This is a genomic window from Mesorhizobium sp. BH1-1-4, assembly GCF_020165665.1.
Taxonomy (GTDB): Bacteria; Pseudomonadota; Alphaproteobacteria; order Rhizobiales; family Rhizobiaceae; genus Mesorhizobium.
In genome coordinates, this window is sequence record NZ_JAIUIN010000006.1 from 127,215 (window position 1) to 150,230 (window position 23,016).

Genomic DNA, 23,016 nt, shown 5'->3' on the forward strand with positions numbered 1-23,016 from the left:
AGGCCACCCAAGCCAAAGCAAAGCGGTACAACCCAAGCCGATGCAAAATCGCTTCCTGCCCTATCTCCTGACCTTGCCCAGCCTGTTCCTGGCGGCGGTGGTCATCTTCTGGCCGGTCTGGGACCTGATCCAGATTTCGACGCATGACGTCAGCCGTTTCGGCCAGCTGCGCGACTTCAGCGGCCTGACCAATTTCGCCGCGCTCGCCGCCGATCCCGATTTCATCGCGGCCCTCTGGCGCACGGGGCTGTGGACGGTACTGGTGGTCGGGGGCGCGCTGCTGCTCTCGATCCCGGTGGCGATGATCCTCAATACCGACTTCTATGGCCGTGGTCTTGCCCGCGTCATCGTCATGCTGCCGTGGGCGGTGTCGCTGACCATGACGGCCGTTGTCTGGCGCTGGGCGCTGAGCGGCGAAAGCGGCATGCTGAATTCGGCGCTGCTCGGCCTCGGCCTGATCGACCACAACATCCAATGGCTGGCGCAGGCTGAAACCGCCTTTCCGATGCAGGTTCTGATCGGCATATTGGTGACGGTGCCGTTCACCACGACGATCTTCCTCGGCGGCCTCTCGTCCATCCCGGACGATCTCTACGAGGCGGCCGCATTGGAGGGGGCAACGCCGCTGCAGCAGTTCCGCGAAATCACCTTTCCGCTGCTGAAACCCTTCATCAACATAGCCATCGTGCTCAACACCATCTACGTCTTCAATTCCTTCCCGATCATATGGGTGATGACGCAGGGCGGGCCAGCCAATTCAACCGACATCCTGGTCACCCACCTCTACAAGCTGGCCTTCCGCATCGGCAAACTCGGCGAGGCCTCCGCGGTGTCGCTGGTGATGTTCGCCATTTTGCTGATCTTCACCCTGATCTATGTCCGGCTTGCCATGCGGGAGCAGCGCGCATGAGAAGCAAATTGAAGCGTACCATCGTCGCCTGGTTGCTGCTGTCGCCCTTGATCGTGGTGACGCTCTTCCCCTTCGCGGTGATGTTCCTGACGGCGGTCAAGCCGAGGACCGAAGTGCTGACGCCCAGCTGGTGGCCGAGCGAGTTCCGTTGGTCGAATTTCTCCGACATGTGGGTGGCGACCGGCTTCGGCCAGGCACTGGCCAATTCGCTCTACGTCTCGGTGATCGCCACCGTTGGCGCCATCCTCATCTCCGTGCCGGCCGCCTACGCCATGTCGCGCTTTCGCTTTGCCGGCTACGGCGCCTTCCGCCAGTTCCTGCTGATCTCGCAGATGATCTCGCCGATCGTGCTGGTGCTCGGCCTTTTCCGGCTGATGGCCGCCTGGGGGCTGGTCGAATCGACCACCGCGCTTGGCTTCATCTACATGGCCTTCAACGTCGCCTTCACGGTCTGGATGCTGCAGAGCTATTTCGACACCATTCCGCGCGACCTCGAGGAGGCCGCCTGGATGGAGGGCGCCGGGCGCTGGCTGACCTTGCGAAAAGTGTTCCTGCCGCTTTGCCTGCCGGCGATCGCGGTGACTGCGATCTTCACCTTCATCAATGCCTGGAACGAATTCGTCGTGGCGCTGACCATGCTGCGCAGCCAGGAAAGCTATACGCTGCCGATCCAGGTGTTCTCTCTGGTCGCTGGCCGCTACACGATCGAATGGCATCACGTCATGGCCGCGACGCTGCTGGCGACCTTGCCGGTGGCGATCCTGTTCATCTGGCTGCAGCGCTATCTCGTGCGCGGGCTGGCGCTCGGTGCGGTCAAATAGCAATTCCGGCAAGAAGGGCGCAGCGGTTTCCGCCCGGAATTGCGAAAAAACAAAGAAGTCCAGGGAGCTTTCATGCGCATCTTCACCGCCTCGCTGGCGACGGAAACCAACACCTTCTCGCCGGTGCCGACAGACCGGGCCTCGTTCGAGATGGCGTTCTATGCCGGGCCGGGCAAGCATCCGGAAACGCCGACGCTGTGCTCCTCGCCGATCGTGGCGCTGCGCCGCCGCGCGGCCGCGGAAGGTCTCACCGTGATCGAAGGCACCGCGACCTGGGCCGAGCCCGGCGGCCTGGTGCAGCGCCAGACCTATGAGGCGCTGCGCGACGAAATCCTCGATCAACTGAAGGCCGCCTTGCCGGTCGATGCCGTCATGCTGGGCCTGCATGGCGCCATGGTGGCGCAAGGCTATGACGATTGCGAGGGCGATCTGCTGGAGCGCGTGCGCGGAATCGTCGGGCCTGGCGTGACGATCGCCTGCGAGTTCGATCCGCACAGCCATCTGACGCCCAGCCGCGTGGCGGCCTGCAATGTCATGGCCTATTTCCTCGAATTCCCGCACACCGATTTCTACGAGCGTGGCGAGCATGTCGTCGAGCTTGGGCTGGCGGCGGCGCGTGGCGAGATCAAGCCTGTCATCTCGACCTTCGATTGCCGCATGATCCAGGTGCTGCCGACCAGCCGCGAGCCGATGCGCTCCTTCGTCGACCGCATCAAGGCGCTGCACGGCAAGGACGGCGTGCTGTCTGTCTCGGTCATCCACGGCTTCATGGCCGCCGACGTGCCCGAGATGGGCACGCGCATCCTTGTCCTCACCGACAATGACAAGGCCAGGGGCGATGCGCTGGCCGAGCGGCTGGGGCGCGAGCTCTACGCCATGCGCGAAACGACGGCCATGGCCATGCTCTCCGCCGACGCCGGCATCGAACGGGCGCTCGCGGTGCTCGCGCAACGCAAGGACAAGCCGGTCGTGATCGCCGATATCTGGGACAATCCCGGTGGCGGCGTGCCGGGCGACGGCACCATCGTGCTGCGCGAACTCATGGCGCGCGGCATCGCAAACGTCGGCGTGGCGACGATCTGGGATCCGATCGCGGTGACTTTCTGTCAGGCGGCGGGCGAGGGCGCGGTCATCGACCTGCGCTTCGGCGGCAAGGCCGGGCCGCAGGCAGGCGAGCCGATCGACGCGCGCGTCACCGTGCTGAAGGCTGTCGGCGAAGGCTGGCAGAGTTTTGGGCCGAGCCGGGTGACATTGGGACCGTCGGCGGTCGTGCGGATCGAAGGCACCGAGGTCGATGTGATCCTGAACACCAATCGCACGCAGACCTTCGAGCCGGATGTCTTTTCCAATATCGGCATCGATCCGCTGTCGAAAGACATTTTGCTGATCAAGTCGACCAACCATTTCTACGCCGGCTTCGAGCCGATCGCCGCCGAGATCATCTATGTCGCGGCGCCGAGTTCGTATCCCAGCAACCCGGCGGCGACGAATTACACGAAGCTGACGCGGCCGGTGTGGCCAAGGGTGAAGAACCCTTGGGTTGAAGCTAGCTAATCTCCCCCCTCGTGGGGGGAGATGGGCTAATCACACCAAGCCCCGCTTCACCATCATCGCATCCGGCGAAGGCATCTTGCCGCGAAACGCGGTGTACAGTTCTTCGGGATCCTTCGAGCCGCCGGCGGCGTAGATGTTCTTGCGCAGCCGTTCGGCCAGCGCCGGGTTGAAGGGGTCGCCCGTTTCCTCGAAGGCGGCGAAAGCGTCGGCGTCGAGCACTTCCGACCACATGTAGGAATAATAACCGGCCGAATAGCCGTCGCCCGCAAAGACATGACCGAAATGCGGGGTGCGATGGCGCATCGCGATCGTATCGGGCATGTCGAGCTTTTGCAATGTTTCGGCCTCGAAACGAAGCGGCTCTTCCGGCGCATCGGGCCGCGCGTGATAGGCCATGTCGATCAGCGCCGAGGCGGTGAATTCGATGGTCGCGAAGCCGGCGCCGAAAGTGCGCGCGGCCAGCATCTTGTCGAGCAGCGCCTTGGGCATCGGCTTGCCGGTCTTGACATGCAGCGCGTGCTTTTCCAGCACCGCCGGCACTGTCAGCCAGTGCTCGTAGAGTTGCGAAGGCAACTCGACGAAGTCGCGGCTGACCGAGGTTCCGGAAACCGATGGCCAGGTGACGTCGGTCAGCATGCCGTGCAGCGCATGGCCGAACTCATGGAACAAGGTTTTCGCCTCGTCGACCGACAGCAGCGCCGGTTCGCCCGCCGGCGGCTTGGCGAAGTTCATGATGTTGTAGATCACCGGCCTGGAGCCATGGCCGAGACGGTAGCCGGACGTCAGCGCGCTCATCCAGGCGCCGGAGCGTTTTGAAGGCCGCGCGAAATAGTCGGCCAGGAACAGGCCACGCTCGCTGCCATCGGCGTTTTTCACCACGAAGACGCGCGCGTCCGGGTGCCAGGCTGCGATCCCCTGCTTCTCCTCGAAAGTGATGCCGAACAGCCGTGTCGCCACGTCGAAACAGGCGTCGATGACGCGGTCGAGCTGCAGGTAGGGTTTCAGTTCGGCCTCATCGAAAGCGAACTTTTCCGCGCGCAGCTTTTCCTGGTAGAAGCGCCAGTCCCAGGCGGCGAATTTTTCGTTGCTGCCGGCTTGCGCCGCAAGCCGCTCCAGTTCCTTCTGGTCGGCGGCGGCCTTTTCCAGCGCCTTTTCCCAGACCGGGTCGAGCAGCGCATGCACCGCCTTCGATGTCTTTGCCATGGTGTCGTCGAGCTTGAGCGCGGCGAAGGAGGCATAGCCGAGCAGCTTCGCCTTTTCGGCGCGCAGCTTCAGCATATCGCGCACCACGGCCGTGTTGTCGGACGCACCACCATTCTGGCCGCGCATGGTGAAGGCACGATAGGCAATCTCACGCAGGTCGCGGCGCTCGGAGAAGGTGGTGAACGGCTCGTAGATCGAGCGCGACAGGGTGACGGCGTAGCGGCCCTTCTGGCCACGTATCTCGGCGGCCTCGGCCATCGAGCTTTTCACGAAGTCCGGCAGGCCGGCAAGGTCCGCCTCGTCGAGGAACAGCGCCCAGTCGCGCTCGTCGGCCAGCACGTTTTGCCCGAAAGTCGTGCCGAGCGACGACAGCTCTTCACTGATCTTGGCCAGCCGCTTCTTGCCGTCGGCATCGAGCTTGGCGCCGGAACGGACGAAACCCTTCCAGGTCTTCTCCAGGACACGCAGCGTCTCGGGATCGAGCTGCAGGCTCTCGCGGCGCTGGTAGAGGTCGTCGATGCGGGCAAACAGTTTTTCGTTCATCGAGATCGCGGAGAAATGCCTCGACATCTTCGGCGAAATGTCGCGCTCCAGCGCCTGGATCGTTTCGTTGGTATAGGCGCCGGCGCGGCACCAGAAGATCGACGAGACGTGATCGAGCGCCTCGCCGCCCAGTTCCAGCGCGGCAAGCGTGTTCTCGATGGTCGGCGCCTCCTCGTTGCCTGATATCGCGTCGATCTCTGCTTCATGCGCCTTCAGCGCGGCGTCGAAGACCGGGGAGAAATCACCGTCGCCAATCTGGGCAAAATCGGGCAGGCCGAGCGGTCCTTGCCACGCGGTCAAGGGATGGGCGGCGAGGTCGACGGCTTTCGTAGAGGGCATGGAGGGTCTTTCGCTGGCATCGGGAAGGAGGGTGTCACCGATGTAGGGCGCGGCCCGCGGGCCCGCAATATGCCAGTTGGGCGATCCGCCTCAGTAGCCCTCGCAGTTTTCAGCGATCGCGGCTTGCGAGCTGGCGGTGATGCGGTTGTCGCTCACCGCGAAGGTTTCCTGCATCAGCATGTCATTGTTGGGGAAATCGTAGCAGGCGATCACGGTGGTGACCCCGCCTTCGCTCTTCTCGATGCGGTGCCGGATAGCGGCACCGGCAACCGCGCCTTTCCATTCGTCGAGCGAAGCGATGAATTCCTGCTTGCTCTGGACGACGCCAAGGTCGTCGAGCTTGATGCGGACATCGTCGGCGAGCAGGTCGGCGAGTTCTGTGCGGTCGGCGACCAGAAGCGCCGAATACCAGCGGCTGATGAGGGCACGGTCATCGGCGCGGGCGGCAACGATCGCTATCAGCAGTGCGACGGCGGTGAAAACGACGGGCCGGACGTTCATCACTCGGCGCGCCGTGCCGCTCATTCCAGCACCGGCCGCTCGAAATCGCCGGTCTCCTTATTCATCACCCAGAGTTCGCCGGTCGAAATGTCAAACCAGGCTCCGTGCAGCGACAGCCGCCCCTTGCCCTCGAGGATCGAGACGCAGGGAAAAGTCCTCAGATTGGCGATGGAATAGCGGATCGAGATGCGCTCGAGTGCCGTCTGGCGCTCCGTCGCCGTCATGAAGGTGCTGGCCGACACTGTTTCGGCGGCCGGCGCGATCAGGCTCATCCACTTGCCGATGAAGTCGCCGGGAGAAAGCGGCGCGGAATTGGTATCGAGCGCGGCGCGGATGCCGCCGCAGCGGCCGTGGCCCATGACGACGATGTTCTTGACCTTGAGGCTCTGCACGGCGAATTCGAGCGCGGCCGAGGTCGAATGGAACTCGCCATCCGGCTCGTAAGGCGGCACCAGATTGCCGACATTGCGCAGCACGAAGAGTTCGCCGGGGCCGGCGTCGAAGATCGCCTCGGGCGCGGATCGCGAGTCGCAACAGGCGACGATCATGGTTTCGGGCGCCTGGCCTTCGCGGGCGAGTTCGCGATAGCGGCCGCTCTCGGTGAGGTAGCGGCCGTTCATGAAATTGCGGTAGCCGACGAGGAGGTGTTCGGGAAGATGAGGCATGGGCGGCTAAGGCCTTTCCGGTTGGAGGCGGCAGCTCTGCTATTTTGCTTACGCGAAAACCGATTCCGGCTTTCGGGCCGATGCGTTGCGGCCGAGGAAGGCTCTAACGGTAAAAGCCCGCTTCGAGCAATGCGGAATTGTAGGGGCTGGCCACAAATGCCATGCGCCGAAGCGGGTTGCCTGCGGACATTGTCACGCCCAGATGGCGACGGGTATGCCAAAACCGTCAGCGAGCGGCGGGTCGGGAAACGGTTTTGCTTCGCCGCTGGCGATGCGGCCGGCGATCAGCGCCATCGCGGCCGCATCGAGGAAATCGTCGGCGGCCGCACCACGGGGCGGCGGTTGGTCGAGGAAATCCATGGCATAGCCGTGCCGGCAAAGCAGTGCCCTGCGCTCCGCCATGCCTGCCGGGTTGACCGCGCCTTTGAACTTCTTCGGCAGCGACATAGCCTGATCGCCGTTCAGGCGACAGAAGGCGACTTCCGGATGCGATTCGAAGACGCGGCGCCGCAAATCGGGCTGCGCGATCAGCAACGCGTCTATCTCACGGATTTTGGAAAAGATCCCGAAAGCCTGGATGGAAACGCCGCGCGGTGGATCGGATGTGGCCTTGGCCACGTCGCTCGCCTGGCGATGCGCGGCGTACCAGGCTTCGACGGTGGTGAAGCCGCTGGTATCGGCATAGAGCGCGGCGCGGGACGGGATCGAAAAGACGCTGGACTGGCGCGCGCCGAGCAGCGGGCGGACCAGCGCTTCCGGTCCGCGCCCGCCCTTTTGCGACAACTCCGGCAGGCCGATCGGCATGTCGACGGCGACGATCGCGTCATCGGGGATCGTTGCCAGCAGGGCAGCGAATGTGGGGAAGACATCGACCGACGGCGCGATCCCCGGATTGCGTCGCACGGCAATCCAGCCGGCCTTGCAGCCATCGGCGCCGACGAGCGCGACCTTGGCCGGGGTCACGCCCGACGGTCCCGCCCCGGATGCGTCAGGTGGCGAAGCTGGACCATGGCCATCGGGTGCGACAGGCTTTGCGCATCGGTTTCGAGTTGCAATTCGTCGCCGCCGCGCTTGGCCGTGCGCGCCAGGATCTCGTAGACCGCCGCCGTGGTCGACTGCAGCGCCTTGATCGCCGGCTGGCCGGAGAGGATGCGCGCCAGGTAGACCGCCGCCGTCAGGTCGCCCAGACCGTTCGGCGGCTTGTCGATCAGGCGATGTTCGGCGAGCAGCGCCTGCGTGCCGTCGAGCAGCAAATTGCCGGTGCCGCCTGAAATCATCGACGGTGCCGAGGTGACCAGCATGGTCGACGGTCCGGCATGAAGTGCGGCCGAGATCACCGATTTGAGGTCGGGCAGCGGCGCGCCCGCCATCCATTCCAGCTCATAGCGGTTGGGGGTGGCGATGTCGGCGATCGGCATCAGCCGGTCGCGCATGGCGGCGGCGGTGGGCTCGGGCACGTAGAGGCCGCCGGAATCGCCCATCACCGGATCACAGATATAGACGGCATCAGGCGTCCTGGCCTTGACCGCTGCAACCAGCGAGGCGACGGCCTCGGCCTGGCCGGCCTCGCCGAGGTAACCGGAGAGCACCGCGCCCACTTCACCGAGCCACGGCGCGCGCTCCAGATCGGCCATCAGCGCCTTGAACTGGTCGAGCGGCGGCACGATGCGGGTGGCGCGGCCATGGCCGGGATGCCAGGGCAGGATGATTGTCGGCACCGCCCAGACCGGAAACCCCAGCGTTTCCAGCGCGAAGACGGCGGCGCGGTTGCCGACGGAGCCACGGGCGACATGGCTGGAAATGACGATGACCGCGCGCGGCGCGTCGGGTTTTTCGGCGCTCATTGTTTTTTGATTCCTAGCTGCCCCGGGTGAGGAAAAGCACGAGCCAGACCATCAGGCCCAGCGCCAGAAGCAGGCCGAGTATCCGGCCAATACGCGTGCCCCAGACCTCGATCGGATCCGTTCGGTCGGCATCGACGGCGGAGACATGGTCGCGCACGCCTTTCGTCGTCCGTGCCACGAAAGAATTGCCGGCCGGATCGGTCTCCTGCGCGACGCGCTCGAGGATACGGCGCGATTCGCTGTCGTTGTCCTGGCGTTGCGCCATGATGATGTCCTGTTTTCACAGGAGCTTATCGCGTTCGCGCGGCCAATCACAGGGCCCTGCGAGGCGCGGTGTATTCCTGGCACGCCGTTGCCGTTTTCTTGCGCGCCGATTGTGGTAATGCTTCGCATGCAACTTCTATCGAGGGATCCCATCATGCTTGCCCAGCGCCTTGCCCGACCGTCGACATTCCGCACGCTGCCCGCCTTCCTGATGATGGCAATCGTGCTGCCGCTGCTTGCCGGCTGTGGCTACAACACCATCCCGACGGCGGAGGAAAACGCCAAGGCGGCATGGAGCGAGGTGCTGAACCAGTATCAGCGCCGGGCCGACCTCATCCCCAATCTGGTCGAGACGGTGAAGGGCTATGCCTCGCATGAAAAGGACACGCTCGACGCGGTGGTCGAGGCGCGCGCCAAGGCGACGCAGATCACGGTGACGCCGGAAACGCTGAAGGATCCCGAAGCGCTGAAGAAGTTCCAGGATGCCCAGTCCGGGCTGACCAGCGCGCTGTCGCGGCTGATCGCGGTGTCGGAGGCCTATCCCGACCTCAAGGCCAACCAGAACTTCCTGGCGCTGCAGGCGCAGCTCGAAGGCACGGAAAACCGGATCGCCGTTGCCCGCCGCGACTACATCCAGGCGGTCAAGGACTACAATCTGACGCTGAAGACCTTCCCGTCGGTGCTGTGGGCGACATTCTGGTTCCGGAGCAACGAGCCCTTCGCCAATTTCACTGTCGACGAAGACAAGATGCAGCCGCCGAAGGTCGATTTCGGCACGAAGCAGGGCGGGTAATTCGCGAAATCGGCTGAGCGTCTCTTTGCCACAAGACGGACCGCTGGCGTGCAAACACCCCCCTCTGTCCTGCCGGACATCTCCCCCTCAAGGGGGGAGATCAGCCGTTGTCCAGGCTTTGGCCAATTTTCAACCTCTCAAAGTGAGAGCCGGCAGCGAAGCCGCCAATCTCCCCCCTTGAGGGGGAGATGTCCGGCAGGACAGAGAGGGGGGCCTCGCGCCTACGTTACCTTTCTTGGCCTTCTTGCCGGCATCCTCCTTTTCCCCCTAACCGCGTTCGCCGCCGATCTCCCCGCGCTGACTGGCCGCGTGGTCGACAATGCCGGCATCATCGACGCCGGCACCCGTGCCGCGCTGACCCAGAAACTCGCCGACTTCGAGGCAAAAGGCTCCGACCAGATCGTTGTCGCCACCATTCCCAGCCTCGATGGCGAGGAAATCGAACCCTACGCCAACCGTCTGTTTCGCTTCTGGAAGCTCGGCCAGGCCAAGGAAAACAATGGCGTTCTGCTGCTCGTCGCGCCCAACGACCGCAAGATGCGCATTGAGGTCGGCTATGGGCTGGAGGGCACGCTGACCGACCTGCACACCAAGCTGATCATCGAAAACGACATGGTGCCGGCGTTCCGCGCCGGCGATTTCCCGGGCGGCATCTCCAAGGCCGTCGACGACATGATCATGGTGCTGGAGGGCAATCCGGAGGAACTGGAGGCGCGCGGCAAGCGCAACGAGCAGGCGCCCTTCAATTCCGACGACCTGTTCTTCGCCATTTTCATCGGCATCTGGGCGATCATTTTCTTCGGCAGCATCGCGGCCTCGGTCCTGCCGCCGATCTTCGGCCAGAAACTGGGGCCTGGGCGCTATCGCTGGCTCGGCATGACCTTCGAGCCGCATCGGCGGTCCTCATCCGGCGGCGGCTGGTCGTCCGGAAGTTCCGGCGGCGGCTGGTCTTCGGGTGGTGGCGGCGGTGGCTTTTCGGGCGGCGGCGGTTCGTCCGGGGGCGGCGGCTCCTCGGGAAGCTGGTAGCATGGTGATAGCTGCCGTTCCTTCGATGCCCGGCCAACTCGCTTCGCGACTGCGCCTGGCCTTTATCACCCTGGCGGCGCTGCTGCTTGCCACGATCGCCGCCCTGGCCGCCGATCTCCCGGCGCTGACCGGCCGGGTGGTCGACAATGCCGGCATCATCGATGCCGGAACGAAAGCGGCATTGACGCAGAAGCTGGCGGATTTCGAGGCAAAGGGCTCCGACCAGATCGTCGTCGCCACCATCCCGAGCCTCGGCGGCGAGGAGATCGAGCCCTACGCCAACCGGCTGTTCCGCTTCTGGAAGCTCGGCCAGGCTAAGGAGAACAACGGCGTTCTGCTGCTCGTCGCGCCCAACGACCGCAAGATGCGTATCGAGGTCGGCTATGGTCTGGAAGGCACTCTGACCGACCTGCATACCAAGCTGATCATCGAGAACGACATGGTGCCGGCGTTCCGTGCCGGCGATTTCTCCGGTGGTATCTCCAAGGCCGTCGATGACATGGTCATGGTGCTGGAAGGCAATCCGGAGGAACTTGAGGCGCGCGGCCGCCGCAATCCCGCCGACAACAGCACTCCCATGGACCCGATCGTCGCCGTGTTCCTGATCCTGTGGGCGACGATGTTCTTCGGTGGCCTGGCCATGGCCTTCCTGCCGCCGATGTTCGGCACGAAGCTGTCGCCGGGCGTGTATAGATGGCTGGGCATGACGTTTCGTTACGGGCAGGGGCCGAGCGGATCATCCGGAACCGGCGGCTGGACGACGGGATCGTCTGGCGGCGGCTGGTCGTCTGGCGGCGGCGGGTGGTCCTCGGGGTCGAGCAGCGGCGGCGGCGGGTTTTCGGGCGGCGGCGGCTCGTCCGGCGGTGGCGGTTCTTCAGGAAGCTGGTGAGACAAGATCATGGCAACACGACCGATCAGCCCGCAGGATCATGAGCGCATCGCCGCTGCGATCCGCGCCGCCGAAGCGCAAACCGATGGTGAGATCTATTGCGTCGTGGCGCATGCCAGCGATGGCTATTTCGCTCCCGCCGCGCTGATGGCGACGCTCGGCATGCTGATCGTCAGCCTCGCCGTCGCCTATGGGCTGGAGGCCTGGTGGCTCACCATCCGGCTGCCGCATTTCGTCATCGCCGAGCTTCTGGCGCTGGCCTGCGTGCTGGCCCTGCTGTGGGCGCTGCCCGGCCTGCGCATCCACATGGTGCCGCGCCGGCTGCGCTATCAGGCGGCGCACGCCAATGCGGTCAAGCAGTTCCTCGCCCGCAACGTCCACCGCACCACGGCGCGGACCGGCGTGCTGATCTTCGTCTCTATCGCCGAGCGCTATGCCGAGGTGGTCGCCGATTCGGGCATCGACGCCAAGGTCGGCCAACATGTCTGGGACGGCGTGGTGCGCGATCTCACCGCCCATGCCGGCGACGACCGGCTCGCCGACGGCTTCGTCAAGGCGATCGGACAGGTCGGGGCGGTGCTGGCCGAGCATTTCCCCGTCACCTTGGGTGATACCAATGAGCTGGACGACCATCTGGTCGAAATCTGAAAAGCCTGCCTGCAAACGCTACTCAGCCGGACGCCTGACGCGGCTTTCTGTGCTTCCCCGCTCTACTGCGTCGCAGTAGAACTGAGTTCACGGACCTAAAAGTCCGCTGCGCTTCGGTTCTCAAAAGCCACGCCATCCGCCTCGGCTTAGCGCGTTTTCAGGCAGGCTTTGGGCAATGTCTGCAATGTCAGGATCGGCTGTGAGAAAGCGGTTGGCGGGGCGCCCGGACTCTTGCAATCGCCCGATGCGGGTTTATGGTTAACAAATCATGAATACGCTGACGATCGACATTCGGAAGGCAGACCCGCGCGATGCCGGCGCCATCGCCGAAGTGCACCTGGAAGCCTGGCGCGGCGCCTATTCCGGCATTATTCCGCACCGCACGCTGACGTCGATGATCAACCGCCGGGGAGCCGACTGGTGGGCGAATGCCATCCGCCGCGCGGCCACCGTGCTGGTCGTCGAGATCGGCGGCACGATCGCCGGCTATGCGACGATCGGCAAGAACCGCGCCAAGGAGCTCAAGCAGCAGGGCGAGATCTACGAACTGTACCTGCGCCCGGAATATCAGGGCATCGGTCTCGGCAGGCGGCTGTTTTCGGCGGCCAGGGCGCGGCTTGCCGATCATGGGCTGAAAGGCATGGTGGTGTGGGCGCTGGAAGACAACCAGAACGCGCTCGCCTTCTATGCAGGGGCCGGCGGCCGCGATATCGCCGAGGGTGTCGAGATCTTCGAGCAGAAGGCGCTGAAGAAGGTCGCCTTCATCTGGGAATGACTGCCGGGGCGATCGCGGAAGGCGCAGTCCCGGGCTCACGCAAATCACGCCGCTGAAATATCTTGTGCCGATGATTGAACGCGCCGGACGCATTGGCGTGGCTCCCGATGCATGTGAGCGCCATTCGCCGCATTGCACCATTTTGCGCCGCCCGCTATCTCCTGCCAATCGAGAGAGGGACAAAAGCCATGCGCATCGAAGCCATAGCCACTGGAAAGAATCCGCCTGAGGACGTCAACGTCATCATCGAGGTGCCGATCGGCGGCGAGCCGATCAAGTACGAGATGGACAAGGAGGCCGGCACGCTGTTCGTCGACCGCTTCCTGCACACCTCGATGCGCTACCCCGGCAATTACGGCTTCGTGCCGCACACGCTGTCGGGCGACGGCGACCCGATCGACGTGCTGGTCTGCAACACGCGCGCGCTGGTGCCGGGCTGCGTCATCAATGTGCGGCCGATCGGCGTGCTGATCATGGAAGACAATGCCGGCCAGGATGAAAAGATCATCGCCGTGCCGTCGCCGAAGCTGACGCTGCGCTACGAGAACGTCACCGAATACACGCAGCTGCCCGACATCACGCGCCAGCAGGTGCAGCACTTCTTCGAGCACTACAAGGATCTCGAACCCGGCAAATGGGTCAAGATCGAAGGCTGGCACGATTCCAAATACGCCAAGAAGATGATCGTCGACGCGGTTGAACGGGCGAAGGCGAGCAAGTAGGCGACGCTGGGACCCTACGGACCCCTTACCTTGCACGGCCGGTAGGGTTGGAGAAGCCTCTCAGCTTCGTCATACCAGGGCGGAGCAGCCGCGAAGCGGCGTCGCGTAGACCCTGGTATCCATGCCGTGACGCCCAGGTGCAGTGCGGGGCGGCGCAGAATTCTGCGCCGTGTCGCTCCTTGCTCCGCCCGTGGACGACGAAGTTACTGGTGCTCAGTTATCCACCCTCCCAAAGGCAGGCACATTGCCGATGGCTGTGTGCCGGTCCTTGCCGCAGGCAAAGGTGCGCGCCTTTTCGTCGGCGAGTTTTCGCGCCTGATCGTTGGCTTGCGGGTTGCCGGTGGCCAGGACAAGGCCGACCGTGCAGCTTTCCCGCCCATCCATCTGGCCGACCTTGGCGACAAGCAGCACATCCGTCGACTTTTTGTCATCCTCCGGATTGCTGACCGTGCGGCGATGGATGACAGCGAACGGAACGGCCCTGTCGCGGGTCGTTTCGATGCGCCATTCGATCCTGGCGCCCGAAGAACTGAAGTCTGAGAAGCTCTCCCAGACGGATGTCATGTCGCCGCCGGGTGGAAAACCGTAAAACAGCGATTCACGGGCATCATCATAGGCGATCAGCACGGGATAGCCGCGATAGCCTGAGCAAGCGAGATCGGCCCACTCGCCGTCGCCTTCGGCCTGCGCGTAGGTCACGCAGTCCTTCGTCCAGTCGAGGTCGGTGTAGGCGCTGGAAATGTCGCCGGCATGGGCTGCCTGGCAGAGACCGGCGAGGGCAAGCGGGATCAGAACGGCACGCATGACGGACACCTCCGGTTCGGGCCGGAACAGCGTACCGCCAATCGCTATTTCTTCAAGCTGGCTTCGATCAGCAGGTCGGCGTTGCGGGCGACCGACTGCGCGGGGCCACCGAGGCCGAACAGCTGGCCGCTGATATAGGCGCCTTCGATGAGCAGCAGCAGCCCGTCGCCCAGCGTGTCGGGGTCCTGCGCGCCCATCGCGGCCGCCATGGCACGCAGCCGGCGGCGCAGTTCCTGTTTGTTGTCCTCGCTCACCACGCGAGCCGGATGGCCACGCTCGGGATATTCAACGGCCGCATTGGTCATGCCGCAGCCGCGATAGTCCGGTTTCTGCGTCCGCTTGCCGACGCGAGTCAGGAAAGCGATGATCTGTGCGCGGGGATCGCCGGGATGGGCGGCAACGGCCTCGTCGAACCGCTCCCAGTACTCGTGGTCGTATTGCCTGAGGTAGGAAGCGGCCAGTTCGTCCTTGGAAGGAAAGCTGCGATAGAGGCTCGGCTTGGTGACGCCGGCGCGCTTGACGATCTCGTCGACGCCGATCGCCCTGATGCCTCGCCGGTAGAACAGGTCATAGGCCACGTCGAGGATCTTCTTGGCGGCCTTGGGTGGCGCCGATGCATGACGGTCGCTGATGGTCAGTTCAATATTTTTGTCGGCTGGCATCATGGGACTCGATTGACAAATGTTACCGATCGGTACGTATACATACTCCCACCTTGCAACGTACCGGTCAGTAACATGATAGCTCAATCCCGTCCCTTTGGCCAGCGCTACGCTTTCGTCGTGGTGGGCGTCATCTTCCTCTGCCTGCTGATCGCGGCCGGCCTGCGCTCCGCGCCGTCGGTCATGATGCTGCCGCTGGAAAACAGCTTCGGCTGGCGGCGCGACGTCATTTCGCTGGCCGCGGGCGTCGGTATCCTGCTCTACGGGCTGACCGGTCCGTTCGCCGCCGCGCTCATGGAACGCATCGGGCTGCGCCGCACGCTGCTGGCGTCGCTGGTGGTGATGTCGGCTTCGACCGCGCTCAGCCTGCTCATGACCAAGCCCTGGCATCTGTTCATCACCTGGGGCGTTTTCTCCGGCATCGGATCCGGCGCCGTCGCCAGCGTGCTCGGCGCCACCATCGTCAACCGCTGGTTCAAGACCAATCGCGGCCTTGTCATGGGGCTGATGTCGGCCTCCAGTGCCACCGGCATGCTGATTTTCCTGCCGCTGATCGCCTCGCTTGCCCAGGCAGGCGGCTGGCAGCCTGTCGTCATCGCCGTCGCGATCGCCACCGCGGCGTTGATCCCTTTTGTCTGGCTGCTGGTGCCGGAGCGCCCGGCCTCGATCGGCATGGTGCGTTATGGCGCGGAGGCGGATGATGTGCCGCCGACTTCGCCCGCGTCACAAGGCAACTTCCTGGCGCATACGCTCAACACGTTGCGCCGCGCCGCAGGCACAAGAGTGTTCTGGTACCTGTTCGCCACCTTCTTCGTCTGCGGCTTCACAACCAATGGCCTTGTCGGCACGCATCTGATCGCGTTCTGCGGCGACATGGGCATCGGCGAGTACAGGCGGCCGGTCTGCTGTCGATGATGGGCATTTTCGACCTGATCGGCACCACGCTGTCGGGCTGGCTCACCGACCGCTTCGACCCGCGCAAGCTGCTCGGCGTCTATTATGCTATCCGTGGCCTGTCGCTGATCTACCTGCCCTATTCCGGCTTCTCGGCAACCAGCCTGATCATCTTCGCCGTGCTATACGGGCTCGACTGGATCGCCACCGTACCGCCGACGCTCAGGCTCGCCAACGAAGCCTTCGGCGACCGCAGCGGGCCGATCGTGTTCGGCTGGATCGTCGCCGGCCATCAGGTGGGTGCCGCCACCGCCGCGGCCTTCGGCGGCACGATGCGCGAACTGCAGGGCAATTACGAACTGGCGTTCCTGATTGCCGGCATGACGGCGATCGCCGCCGCCTGTATTTCGCTACTGATCAATACGAGCCGGCCGGCTTTCGATCCTGAACCGCAGGCGGCTTGAGGCGGCAGGGGAATTGGCGTTCTCTCCACGAGGGGTGAGATTGGCAGCTTTGCCGGCTGCCCAAACCATCAATCCGGGTAGCAGACCATCGGAATGTTGGGCCAAACCGCCGCATCGCAATTGGCGCTGGCCTGTTTCTGCTTGAAGGCGGTGCTGACCGGGCCGGTCACCATCGGGTCGACGCCATCGGGCGCGTCGGCGAATGCTTGTTGCGCGGAAGGCGCCTCAGGCGGCAGGAGAGAGCGCGCTTCCTTCAGCGTCGCCGCCGACTGCGCGGCGTTGGCCGCCAGCAGCATGGCGAAAGCGGCGGACGCGATAAGCGGCCAAAAACGGTTGAGTCTATCGGTCATGACGTTCGAACTGTCCGGGCCTCGAAAGGTTCCCGCCTTGGTTAACAAAATCATTTCACACCGAGACCATTAAGATTTGATGAGTATTTGGTGTCGCGCGTCCCCTTTCGCAACTGCGAAAAACCCTGTATGAGCCGCGCAACCGAAAGAGGCAGCGCCCTTGGCCTGCTGCCTGCAACGCTTCCGAGACCAGAATCATGAACCTCCGTAATATCGCGATCATCGCGCACGTCGACCATGGAAAGACCACCCTGGTCGACCAGCTTTTGAAGCAGTCCGGCTCCTTCCGCGACAACCAGCGCGTCGCCGAGCGCGCCATGGATTCCAACGACCTCGAAAAAGAACGCGGCATCACCATTCTTGCCAAGGCGACCTCGGTCGACTGGAAGGACACCCGCATCAACATCGTCGACACCCCCGGCCACGCCGATTTCGGCGGTGAGGTCGAGCGCATCCTGTCGATGGTGGATTCGGCCATCGTGCTGGTCGACGCGGCCGAAGGGCCGATGCCGCAGACCAAGTTCGTCGTCGGCAAGGCGCTTAAGGTCGGCCTGAAGCCGATCGTCGTCATCAACAAGATCGACCGGCCCGACGCGCGCCATGTCGAAGTGGTCAACGAGGTGTTCGACCTGTTCGCCGCGCTCGACGCCACCGACGAGCAGCTCGACTTCCCGATCCTCTACGGTTCTGGCCGCGACGGCTGGGTGTCGGAAAACCCCGAGGGCCCCAAGGACCAGCAACTCGCGCCGCTGTTCGATCTCGTCATCAAGCATGTCCCGGCGCCGACCGTGCATCCCGGCCCGTTCCGCATGATTGGCACCATCCTGGAGGCTAACCCGTTCCTTGGCCGCATCATCACCGGCCGCATCGAGAGCGGCACGCTGAAGTCCAACCAGGCGGTCAAGGTGCTGCACAATGACGGCACCCAGATTGAAACCGGTCGCATTTCGAAGATCCTCGCTTTCCGTGGCCTCGAGCGCCAGCCGATCGATGAAGCGCAGGCGGGCGACATCGTTGCCATTGCCGGCCTGTCGAAAGGCACCGTCGCCGACACGTTTTGCGACCTGGCGGTGACCGAGGCGCTGCATGCGCAGCCGATCGACCCGCCGACGGTGACGATGTCGTTCCTCGTCAACGACAGCCCGCTCGCCGGCACCGAAGGGGACAAGGTGACCAGCCGCGTCATTCGTGACCGCCTGCTGCGCGAGGCCGAAGGCAATGTCGCGCTCAAGATCGAGGAATCGCCGGACAAGGATTCGTTCTTCGTTTCGGGCCGTGGCGAATTGCAGCTCGCCGTGCTGATCGAGACCATGCGCCGCGAAGGCTTCGAGATCGCCGTCTCGCGTCCGCGCGTCGTCATGCAGAAGGGCGAGAACGGCGAATTGCTGGAGCCGGTCGAGGAAGTCGTCATCGACGTCGACGAGGAGCATGCAGGCGTCGTCGTGCAGAAGATGTCGGAGCGCAAGGCCGAGATGGTCGAACTGCGGCCCTCGGGTGGCAACCGCCAGCGCATCGTCTTCCACGCGCCGACGCGCGGCCTGATCGGCTACCAGTCGGAACTGTTGACCGACACGCGCGGCACCGCCGTGATGAACCGGCTGTTCCATGCCTACGAGCCCTACAAGGGCGAATTGCCCGGCCGCACCAACGGCGTCCTGATCTCCAACGAGCAGGGCGAGTCGGTCGCCTACGCCATGTGGAACCTGGAAGACCGTGGCCCGATGGTCATCGATCCGGGCGTCAAGGTGTATCAAGGCATGATCATCGGCATTCACTCCAGGGACAACGACCTCGAAGTGAACGTGCTGAAGGGCAAGAAGCTGACCAACATCCGCGCCGCCGGCAAGGACGAGGCGGTCAAGCTCACCCCGCCGATCCGCATGACGCTGGAGCGCGCGCTGGCCTGGATCCAGGACGACGAGCTGGTCGAGGTGACGCCGAAGACCATCCGCCTGCGCAAACTCTATCTCGACCCCAACGAGCGCAAGCGCTTCGAGAAGTCGTCCAAGGCGGTCGGCGCGGCGTAATTTCCATTTTACGGAACGGACAGAGGGGCGGGCACATCGGTGCCTCGCCCCTTTTTTATCCGCCAGCGGCCAGGATGATGGCCTGCCGATCCGGTTCGCCGGCAAGATCGACGCGGATCGTCGTTCCCTCGCGGACAGGCTTGCGAAGGGCTTTGCTCCCCTCGGGATCAACGAGCAGCAGTTGTCGTCCCTCCAGCGCCTGGAGTCGCGACCGCGAGATGCCGAGTTCGCTGGCCAGCAAGCGGTCGAGCCTTAGCGATACCGGCACTTCCAAACCGAGCCGGAGTTCCAGCGCCGTCGCGCCTTGCTTCGTCTCGCCGATCACCTGTTTGCGCACGGCGGCATAGGCGAATTCCTCGACGCGTCCAACCTGGTTGCGCAGGGCGACGATGTCGAAGGCATGGCGACGTGCCAGACCTGGATCGTTGCTTTCGAGCGCCGCGAGCAGCGTCGGCTCGATGTCGCGGCGGTTGCAGCGCTCGAAAATGCCGAATTTCCAGGAATTGTCGCAGTCGACGCAGCGATAGATCAGCCAGACGTCGATGCGCTTGCCGTTGGCGTTGACGCGGAATTTGCCGCTGCAGCGATAGGCTTTCAAGCCGCCGCATCGATTGCAGTTGATCTGCGGGCGTGGTGCGATTTCAGGCGCGATCGTCCAGTGGACGCGCAGGATGGAAGACATGCCGGTAAGTCCTTCCCGTCGGGAAGTTCATCCGGTCGGCGATGTCGAGATGCCCTTGCGGGCGCGGCGTGGCGGGTGGCTGCGGAGATCGTGAGGTCAGGTGCCGTTGGCGCAAAGCCGAGCGACAGCGGTCCAGCAATGCCAAACCGGTCTCGAACCGCCGCCCAGAGGAACACATGAAACGAAACAGGCACCGCTGACGCGGCGCCATGCAGGTGTCGGGGGAGTTGACGAGACCGGCGGTTACTGAGGCAAAGTGAAGCTCGGAATTGTTTCGCGGCGGCCGTTCTATCGGCGTGACGCCGGACCGGCAAGCGTCTTTTTGTCGGCGCTACCACGGCTCGATCGCTTGCGCTAATGTCGGACTTCAAAGTCTGTCCAGACAGAGGCACACCGCAATGCACCTGACCTCGCTGCTGATCTTCGCCGCCGCCTTGTTCGTGGCCGCCGGCTCGCCCGGTCCATCGATCGCCGCACTTGTCGCGCGGGTCATCTCCAAGGGCTTCCGCGATGTGTTCCCGTTCCTGCTTGCCATGTGGATCGGCGAAGGCATCTGGCTGTCGCTGGCGGTGTTCGGGCTCGCCGTGGTGGCGCAGACCTTTCATCTCGCTTTCGTCATCGTGAAATGGGCTGGCGTCGCCTATCTCGCCTACCTTGCCTGGAAGATGTGGACGGCGCCTGTCGACGCCAAGGAGGGCGAGATGCCGCGTGAAGATTCGGCCGGCAAGCTGTTCTTCGCCGGCATGGCCGTCACGCTCGGCAATCCCAAGATCATGATGTTCTATCTGGCGCTGCTGCCGACCATCATCGACCTCGCTTCGGTCAGTCTCGTCGGCTGGGTCGAACTGACGGCGACGATGGCGGTGGTGCTGATCGCCATCGATCTCGCCTGGGTGCTCGCCGCCTCGCAGGCGCGCAAACTGTTGAAGAGCAAGCGCGCCATGAAGATCGCCAACCGCGTCAGCGCCACGACGATGGCCGGAGCCGCGGCGGCCATCGCCGCGCGCTAAGGTCTATCTCGGCAAGACCCCAGCCGCCGGCATGGCGGCGGGCTGCGGCGCTGGCGGTCCGCCGGAATAGAATTTCGAGGCCGGATTCTCCTGCATGAAATCGTAAGCGACCATGCCGAGCGGCCGCTTTTGCCGTTCCGATGCCGCCTGACGCCAGGGGATCACCTGGCGCAGCGCCTCAAGCGCGGCGGTTGGCGCGTCGCCGAATTTCCGCTGCGGGTTCTGCTCCTTGCGGATTTCCATCCAGTAGCTTGCCGTCAGCAGGTCCTGCGCCACGAGGTGAAAGGAGACGTCGACCGCCTCGCGGGCGCGCTGCGTCTTGATGCGGGTTTGCGCTTCGAGGTCCTCCACGGTGGCGACGATTGCCTGGCCGTTCGGTGTCACCGGCGTGCCGAGGTCCGCCAGTTCCTGCCAGAGATCGGTCGGCAGATAACCGTCGAAGGTCGGGATGTCCTTGCGCTCTTCGGGCTTCAGCACATCGGCCGGCTTGACCACGGTGAAGAAGGGATTGCGGAAGCGCTCGATGCGCTGCGCCACCGCGACGCCGAGATTGGTGAGCGAGATGGTGAAAGCCTCGACCTGATTGGCCATGGGATAGGGATCCCAGTTGGCGTTGGAGAAGATATAGCCTGACTTGCCGTTACTCAGTGGCCCGCCCTTGATGTAATATTTCATGAATTGCGGCGTGCTCAGCTCCGGCGAACTCTGCGGCGTCAGGCCGGGCAGGATGGCCGGATTGTGATCCGACGAATTGATGGAAAGCAGCACGGATTGACGCAGATCCGCCCAGGCCTGCCAGGCCGAGCCCTGGCGCTGGCTGGAGGCGCGCATGCTTTCCGGGTCCTGGATGATGCGGGCCGGATCGTCGTCGAAGAGATAGCTGCCCTTGATCATGTCCATGATCCTCGCCGCATCCCATGTCAGCCATGGGTAAGGCCGCATGGATTGCACCGGCACCGAAATCGGCGTCACGCTGGAATTCATGCCGTTCAGCCCCATGGCGTAGCTGAGGTCCGTCCATTCCAGCAGCTTTCGCGCGTCCTCCAGCAAGAGCACCGCCTGCGCCTGTGCATAGGCGTTGGTGCTGATCAGCGCGGCCTGGTCGGCGGCGAACGGTTCGAGCGGTTTCAGGCCGGCCTGGGAGAGGGCCTGGGAGGCGGGCATTCGTGTGCCGTCGAGATAGGCTTCGCCTTCGCCGACCATGGCCGCGCCGATGTTGCCGAGTGTCGCGAGGTCACCTTCGCCGAGCGTGCCGCGCGATTGCACCACCGGCGTTACCCGCTTGTTCAGCATGTCGACAAGCATATGCGTCAGCTGCGGGCTGGCCGCTTCGTAGGACATGGTGTTGGCGCGGATCGCCATGATCGCGCGCACCAGCGCTTCTTCCTGCAGCTCCGGCCCGTAGCCCCGGTTGACGCCGCCCTTGAAGCGGGCGAGCTGCTGTTCCTTGAGCAGCTTGGTGTTTTCCGGCGTCGTCGGGTCGCCCGAAAAGATCACCGTTTCGCGCTGATCGCCGGCTCCACGGTTGAACCAGTAGATCGTGACGCCTTCGGCGGCCCCTTCGAGCAGCAGACCATAGGCATCAGCCGAACGCTGCAGGGCCTCGGGGCTTAGCTCGACCTTGGCGCCGTTGCGGGCGATGTCGATGACCTGGTCGACGGTCAGGTCACGGCCGGTCAGCGTGACTGTCTTGGCCGCCGCCGTCTCGAAAATGGGCTGGTAGGTGGTCGCCGCCTCGAAGGCGTGGGCGGCTGGCGCCGCGAGCGCCAACGTCACGGTCAGGGCGCAGAGAAAAATCCGGGGTTTGGCAATTCGCTCAGGCATAAGGGCTCCCATTCTCGAAGCGTCAGCCTCGGCACGAAGTTTCACCCCTCGGAAATTTTGTTTCCCAGAAAACTAGCTGGCTGCATTCGCCTGTCAACGCTTGATGAGAAACAGGCCCGATGGTGGAGCGCGCGTGGCCCTATCGCGCCATGGCGTGGTATTCGTCGTTCGGGCGCATGTCGATTGCCGCCGCGACGCGGTTCGACATGTTGAAGAAGGCCGCCGTCGAGGCGATGTCCCAGATGTCGCGGTCGCTGAAGCCGGCCTGGCGCAGCGCCGCGCGGTCGGCCTCGACGATCCTGGCCGGCTCTTGCGTCAGCTTGACGGCGAATTCGAGCATCGCCGTTTGCTTGGGTGAGAGGTCGGCGGCGCGGAAGTTCATCACCATCATCTCGCCAAGCAGGGGGTCGCCCGAGAGCTGGCGCACCGCCGCGCCATGAGCGGTCAGGCAATAGTAGCAATGGTTGATCGAGGAGACGGCGACCGCGATCATCTCGCGTTCCAGCTTCGACAATCCGGATTCGCCCAGCATCAGATCATTGTACATGTCGGTGAAGGCGCGCAGTTTCTTGTCGTCGAAGGCATAGGCCTTGAGCACATAGGGGACGAGGCCGAGCTTTTCCTCGCATTTGGCGAAATAGGCTTTTGTCGCCTCGCTCAACTCTCCCGAACCCAGGTCAAGCGCGGTGATTTTGCCGGTCATGGATCATTCCTCCTCGTCACGTGATGCCTTGCCGCCGAATTCCGATAATTCTAGGCAAGCCGTCAAACCTTTGTCGCCAAACAGCGGTCATCTGCTACC

The 23,016-nt window shown here is 64.0% G+C and carries 23 protein-coding genes and 1 pseudogene; 12 read left to right on the forward strand and 12 right to left on the reverse strand.

Annotation, left to right across the window (positions count from 1 at the left end; all coding sequences use genetic code 11):
- Positions 1–40: 40 nt before the first annotated feature.
- The 3 genes from LB569_RS13440 to LB569_RS13450 all read left to right on the forward strand — a co-directional run bounded on the left by LB569_RS13440 (position 41) and on the right by LB569_RS13450 (position 3,285).
- Positions 41–910, forward strand: a complete 870-nt coding sequence (locus LB569_RS13440; RefSeq protein WP_140702659.1) for a carbohydrate ABC transporter permease — start codon at positions 41–43, stop codon at positions 908–910.
- Entirely contained in the window at positions 907–1,731 is an 825-nt protein-coding gene (locus tag LB569_RS13445; protein WP_140702657.1) for a carbohydrate ABC transporter permease, read from the forward strand. Before LB569_RS13440 ends, LB569_RS13445 begins: the two co-directional genes overlap by 4 nt.
- 72 nt (positions 1,732–1,803) lie before the next feature.
- On the forward strand, positions 1,804–3,285 hold the full coding sequence (locus LB569_RS13450; RefSeq protein ID WP_224692769.1) for a M81 family metallopeptidase: 1,482 nt from the start codon (positions 1,804–1,806) through the stop codon (positions 3,283–3,285).
- Between the two features lie 30 nt (positions 3,286–3,315).
- Here LB569_RS13450 and LB569_RS13455 read toward each other — a convergent pair whose 3' ends face one another.
- The 6 genes from LB569_RS13455 to LB569_RS13480 all read right to left on the reverse strand — a co-directional run bounded on the left by LB569_RS13455 (position 3,316) and on the right by LB569_RS13480 (position 8,645).
- Positions 3,316–5,370: a M3 family metallopeptidase gene (locus LB569_RS13455; protein ID WP_224692771.1), complete on the reverse strand. Its 2,055-nt coding sequence runs from the start codon at positions 5,368–5,370 to the stop codon at positions 3,316–3,318.
- Between the two features lie 90 nt (positions 5,371–5,460).
- A complete protein-coding gene (locus LB569_RS13460) occupies positions 5,461–5,895 on the reverse strand; it encodes a nuclear transport factor 2 family protein (RefSeq protein WP_140702652.1) in 435 nt (144 codons plus the stop codon).
- A complete protein-coding gene (locus LB569_RS13465) occupies positions 5,892–6,536 on the reverse strand; it encodes a carbonic anhydrase (protein ID WP_224692773.1) in 645 nt (214 codons plus the stop codon). Before LB569_RS13465 ends, LB569_RS13460 begins: the two co-directional genes overlap by 4 nt.
- Positions 6,537–6,728: 192 nt before the next feature.
- A complete protein-coding gene (locus LB569_RS13470; protein WP_224692775.1) occupies positions 6,729–7,499 on the reverse strand; it encodes a DUF429 domain-containing protein in 771 nt (256 codons plus the stop codon).
- Positions 7,496–8,380: a pyridoxal kinase PdxY gene (gene pdxY, locus LB569_RS13475; RefSeq protein ID WP_224537331.1), complete on the reverse strand. Its 885-nt coding sequence runs from the start codon at positions 8,378–8,380 to the stop codon at positions 7,496–7,498. The genes LB569_RS13470 and pdxY overlap by 4 nt, the downstream gene beginning before the upstream one ends.
- A 13-nt stretch (positions 8,381–8,393) precedes the next feature.
- Positions 8,394–8,645 (reverse strand): hypothetical protein, encoded by a 252-nt coding sequence (locus LB569_RS13480; protein WP_224692777.1) that lies wholly within the window; start codon positions 8,643–8,645, stop codon positions 8,394–8,396.
- Positions 8,646–8,798: 153 nt separating this feature from the next.
- On the opposite strand from LB569_RS13480, the gene LB569_RS13485 reads away from it, so the two are divergent.
- The 6 genes from LB569_RS13485 to ppa all read left to right on the forward strand — a co-directional run bounded on the left by LB569_RS13485 (position 8,799) and on the right by ppa (position 13,497).
- Complete coding sequence (locus tag LB569_RS13485; RefSeq protein WP_140702643.1) at positions 8,799–9,437, forward strand: LemA family protein; 639 nt, start codon at positions 8,799–8,801, stop codon at positions 9,435–9,437.
- Between the two features lie 177 nt (positions 9,438–9,614).
- Positions 9,615–10,463 carry a TPM domain-containing protein gene (locus LB569_RS13490; protein WP_224692779.1) on the forward strand — a complete coding sequence of 283 codons (849 nt, stop codon included), beginning with the start codon at positions 9,615–9,617 and terminating at the stop codon, positions 10,461–10,463.
- Between the two features lie 25 nt (positions 10,464–10,488).
- Positions 10,489–11,352, forward strand: coding sequence for a TPM domain-containing protein (locus LB569_RS13495; protein ID WP_224692901.1), 864 nt, complete (start codon positions 10,489–10,491; stop codon positions 11,350–11,352).
- Positions 11,353–11,361: 9 nt separating this feature from the next.
- Positions 11,362–12,000 carry a TPM domain-containing protein gene (locus LB569_RS13500; protein ID WP_224692781.1) on the forward strand — a complete coding sequence of 213 codons (639 nt, stop codon included), beginning with the start codon at positions 11,362–11,364 and terminating at the stop codon, positions 11,998–12,000.
- Between the two features lie 268 nt (positions 12,001–12,268).
- The gene (locus LB569_RS13505) at positions 12,269–12,775 is read left to right on the forward strand and encodes a GNAT family N-acetyltransferase (RefSeq protein ID WP_224537337.1); all 507 of its coding nucleotides are present in this window, start codon (positions 12,269–12,271) and stop codon (positions 12,773–12,775) included.
- A gap of 188 nt (positions 12,776–12,963) precedes the next feature.
- Positions 12,964–13,497: an inorganic diphosphatase gene (ppa, locus tag LB569_RS13510; protein WP_224692783.1), complete on the forward strand. Its 534-nt coding sequence runs from the start codon at positions 12,964–12,966 to the stop codon at positions 13,495–13,497.
- A 213-nt stretch (positions 13,498–13,710) separates the two neighbouring features.
- Here the strand turns inward: ppa and LB569_RS13515 are convergent, their stop codons facing one another.
- Together LB569_RS13515 and LB569_RS13520 are read right to left on the reverse strand one after the other, a co-directional pair.
- Positions 13,711–14,301, reverse strand: coding sequence for a hypothetical protein (locus LB569_RS13515; protein ID WP_224537339.1), 591 nt, complete (start codon positions 14,299–14,301; stop codon positions 13,711–13,713).
- A 44-nt stretch (positions 14,302–14,345) separates the two neighbouring features.
- A complete protein-coding gene (locus LB569_RS13520) occupies positions 14,346–14,963 on the reverse strand; it encodes a TetR/AcrR family transcriptional regulator (RefSeq protein ID WP_224692902.1) in 618 nt (205 codons plus the stop codon).
- Between the two features lie 75 nt (positions 14,964–15,038).
- Here LB569_RS13520 and LB569_RS13525 point away from each other — a divergent pair.
- Positions 15,039–16,321 (forward strand): annotated as a pseudogene (locus tag LB569_RS13525) (MFS transporter).
- Positions 16,322–16,389: 68 nt separating this feature from the next.
- Here LB569_RS13525 and LB569_RS13530 read toward each other — a convergent pair.
- Positions 16,390–16,671, reverse strand: coding sequence for a hypothetical protein (locus tag LB569_RS13530; RefSeq protein ID WP_224692785.1), 282 nt, complete (start codon positions 16,669–16,671; stop codon positions 16,390–16,392).
- Positions 16,672–16,868: 197 nt separating this feature from the next.
- Here LB569_RS13530 and typA point away from each other — a divergent pair, with 197 nt between their 5' ends.
- Complete coding sequence (typA, locus tag LB569_RS13535) at positions 16,869–18,698, forward strand: translational GTPase TypA (RefSeq protein ID WP_208699153.1); 1,830 nt, start codon at positions 16,869–16,871, stop codon at positions 18,696–18,698.
- A gap of 55 nt (positions 18,699–18,753) precedes the next feature.
- Here the strand turns inward: typA and LB569_RS13540 are convergent, their stop codons facing one another.
- Positions 18,754–19,380, reverse strand: coding sequence for a DUF1062 domain-containing protein (locus tag LB569_RS13540; protein ID WP_224692787.1), 627 nt, complete (start codon positions 19,378–19,380; stop codon positions 18,754–18,756).
- A 398-nt stretch (positions 19,381–19,778) separates the two neighbouring features.
- Between LB569_RS13540 and LB569_RS13545 the strand changes: the two genes are divergently transcribed.
- Positions 19,779–20,390 carry a LysE family translocator gene (locus LB569_RS13545; RefSeq protein ID WP_224692788.1) on the forward strand — a complete coding sequence of 204 codons (612 nt, stop codon included), beginning with the start codon at positions 19,779–19,781 and terminating at the stop codon, positions 20,388–20,390.
- A gap of 3 nt (positions 20,391–20,393) precedes the next feature.
- Here the strand turns inward: LB569_RS13545 and LB569_RS13550 are convergent, their stop codons facing one another.
- Both LB569_RS13550 and LB569_RS13555 read right to left on the reverse strand, forming a co-directional pair.
- Positions 20,394–22,214, reverse strand: a complete 1,821-nt coding sequence (locus LB569_RS13550; protein WP_140702624.1) for an aromatic amino acid ammonia-lyase — start codon at positions 22,212–22,214, stop codon at positions 20,394–20,396.
- Between the two features lie 139 nt (positions 22,215–22,353).
- Positions 22,354–22,917 carry a peroxidase-related enzyme gene (locus LB569_RS13555; protein ID WP_224692789.1) on the reverse strand — a complete coding sequence of 188 codons (564 nt, stop codon included), beginning with the start codon at positions 22,915–22,917 and terminating at the stop codon, positions 22,354–22,356.
- Positions 22,918–23,016: the final 99 nt, after the last annotated feature.

Bases quoted from the DNA above. Each gene is read 5' to 3' on its own strand.
- typA (WP_208699153.1), top strand. From the start codon at position 16,869: ATGAACCTCCGTAATATCGCGATCATCGCGCACGTCGACCATGGAAAG.
- LB569_RS13505 (WP_224537337.1), top strand. From the start codon at position 12,269: ATGAATACGCTGACGATCGACATTCGGAAGGCAGACCCGCGCGATGCC.
- LB569_RS13550 (WP_140702624.1), bottom strand. From the start codon at position 22,214: ATGCCTGAGCGAATTGCCAAACCCCGGATTTTTCTCTGCGCCCTGACC.
- LB569_RS13455 (WP_224692771.1), bottom strand. From the start codon at position 5,370: ATGCCCTCTACGAAAGCCGTCGACCTCGCCGCCCATCCCTTGACCGCG.
- LB569_RS13515 (WP_224537339.1), bottom strand. From the start codon at position 14,301: ATGCGTGCCGTTCTGATCCCGCTTGCCCTCGCCGGTCTCTGCCAGGCA.
- LB569_RS13540 (WP_224692787.1), bottom strand. From the start codon at position 19,380: ATGTCTTCCATCCTGCGCGTCCACTGGACGATCGCGCCTGAAATCGCA.
- LB569_RS13440 (WP_140702659.1), top strand. From the start codon at position 41: ATGCAAAATCGCTTCCTGCCCTATCTCCTGACCTTGCCCAGCCTGTTC.
- LB569_RS13460 (WP_140702652.1), bottom strand. From the start codon at position 5,895: ATGAGCGGCACGGCGCGCCGAGTGATGAACGTCCGGCCCGTCGTTTTC.
- LB569_RS13520 (WP_224692902.1), bottom strand. From the start codon at position 14,963: ATGCCAGCCGACAAAAATATTGAACTGACCATCAGCGACCGTCATGCA.
- LB569_RS13450 (WP_224692769.1), top strand. From the start codon at position 1,804: ATGCGCATCTTCACCGCCTCGCTGGCGACGGAAACCAACACCTTCTCG.
- LB569_RS13495 (WP_224692901.1), top strand. From the start codon at position 10,489: ATGCCCGGCCAACTCGCTTCGCGACTGCGCCTGGCCTTTATCACCCTG.
- LB569_RS13530 (WP_224692785.1), bottom strand. From the start codon at position 16,671: ATGACCGATAGACTCAACCGTTTTTGGCCGCTTATCGCGTCCGCCGCT.
- LB569_RS13555 (WP_224692789.1), bottom strand. From the start codon at position 22,917: ATGACCGGCAAAATCACCGCGCTTGACCTGGGTTCGGGAGAGTTGAGC.
- LB569_RS13445 (WP_140702657.1), top strand. From the start codon at position 907: ATGAGAAGCAAATTGAAGCGTACCATCGTCGCCTGGTTGCTGCTGTCG.
- ppa (WP_224692783.1), top strand. From the start codon at position 12,964: ATGCGCATCGAAGCCATAGCCACTGGAAAGAATCCGCCTGAGGACGTC.
- LB569_RS13480 (WP_224692777.1), bottom strand. From the start codon at position 8,645: ATGGCGCAACGCCAGGACAACGACAGCGAATCGCGCCGTATCCTCGAG.
- pdxY (WP_224537331.1), bottom strand. From the start codon at position 8,380: ATGAGCGCCGAAAAACCCGACGCGCCGCGCGCGGTCATCGTCATTTCC.
- LB569_RS13545 (WP_224692788.1), top strand. From the start codon at position 19,779: ATGCACCTGACCTCGCTGCTGATCTTCGCCGCCGCCTTGTTCGTGGCC.
- LB569_RS13465 (WP_224692773.1), bottom strand. From the start codon at position 6,536: ATGCCTCATCTTCCCGAACACCTCCTCGTCGGCTACCGCAATTTCATG.
- LB569_RS13500 (WP_224692781.1), top strand. From the start codon at position 11,362: ATGGCAACACGACCGATCAGCCCGCAGGATCATGAGCGCATCGCCGCT.
- LB569_RS13485 (WP_140702643.1), top strand. From the start codon at position 8,799: ATGCTTGCCCAGCGCCTTGCCCGACCGTCGACATTCCGCACGCTGCCC.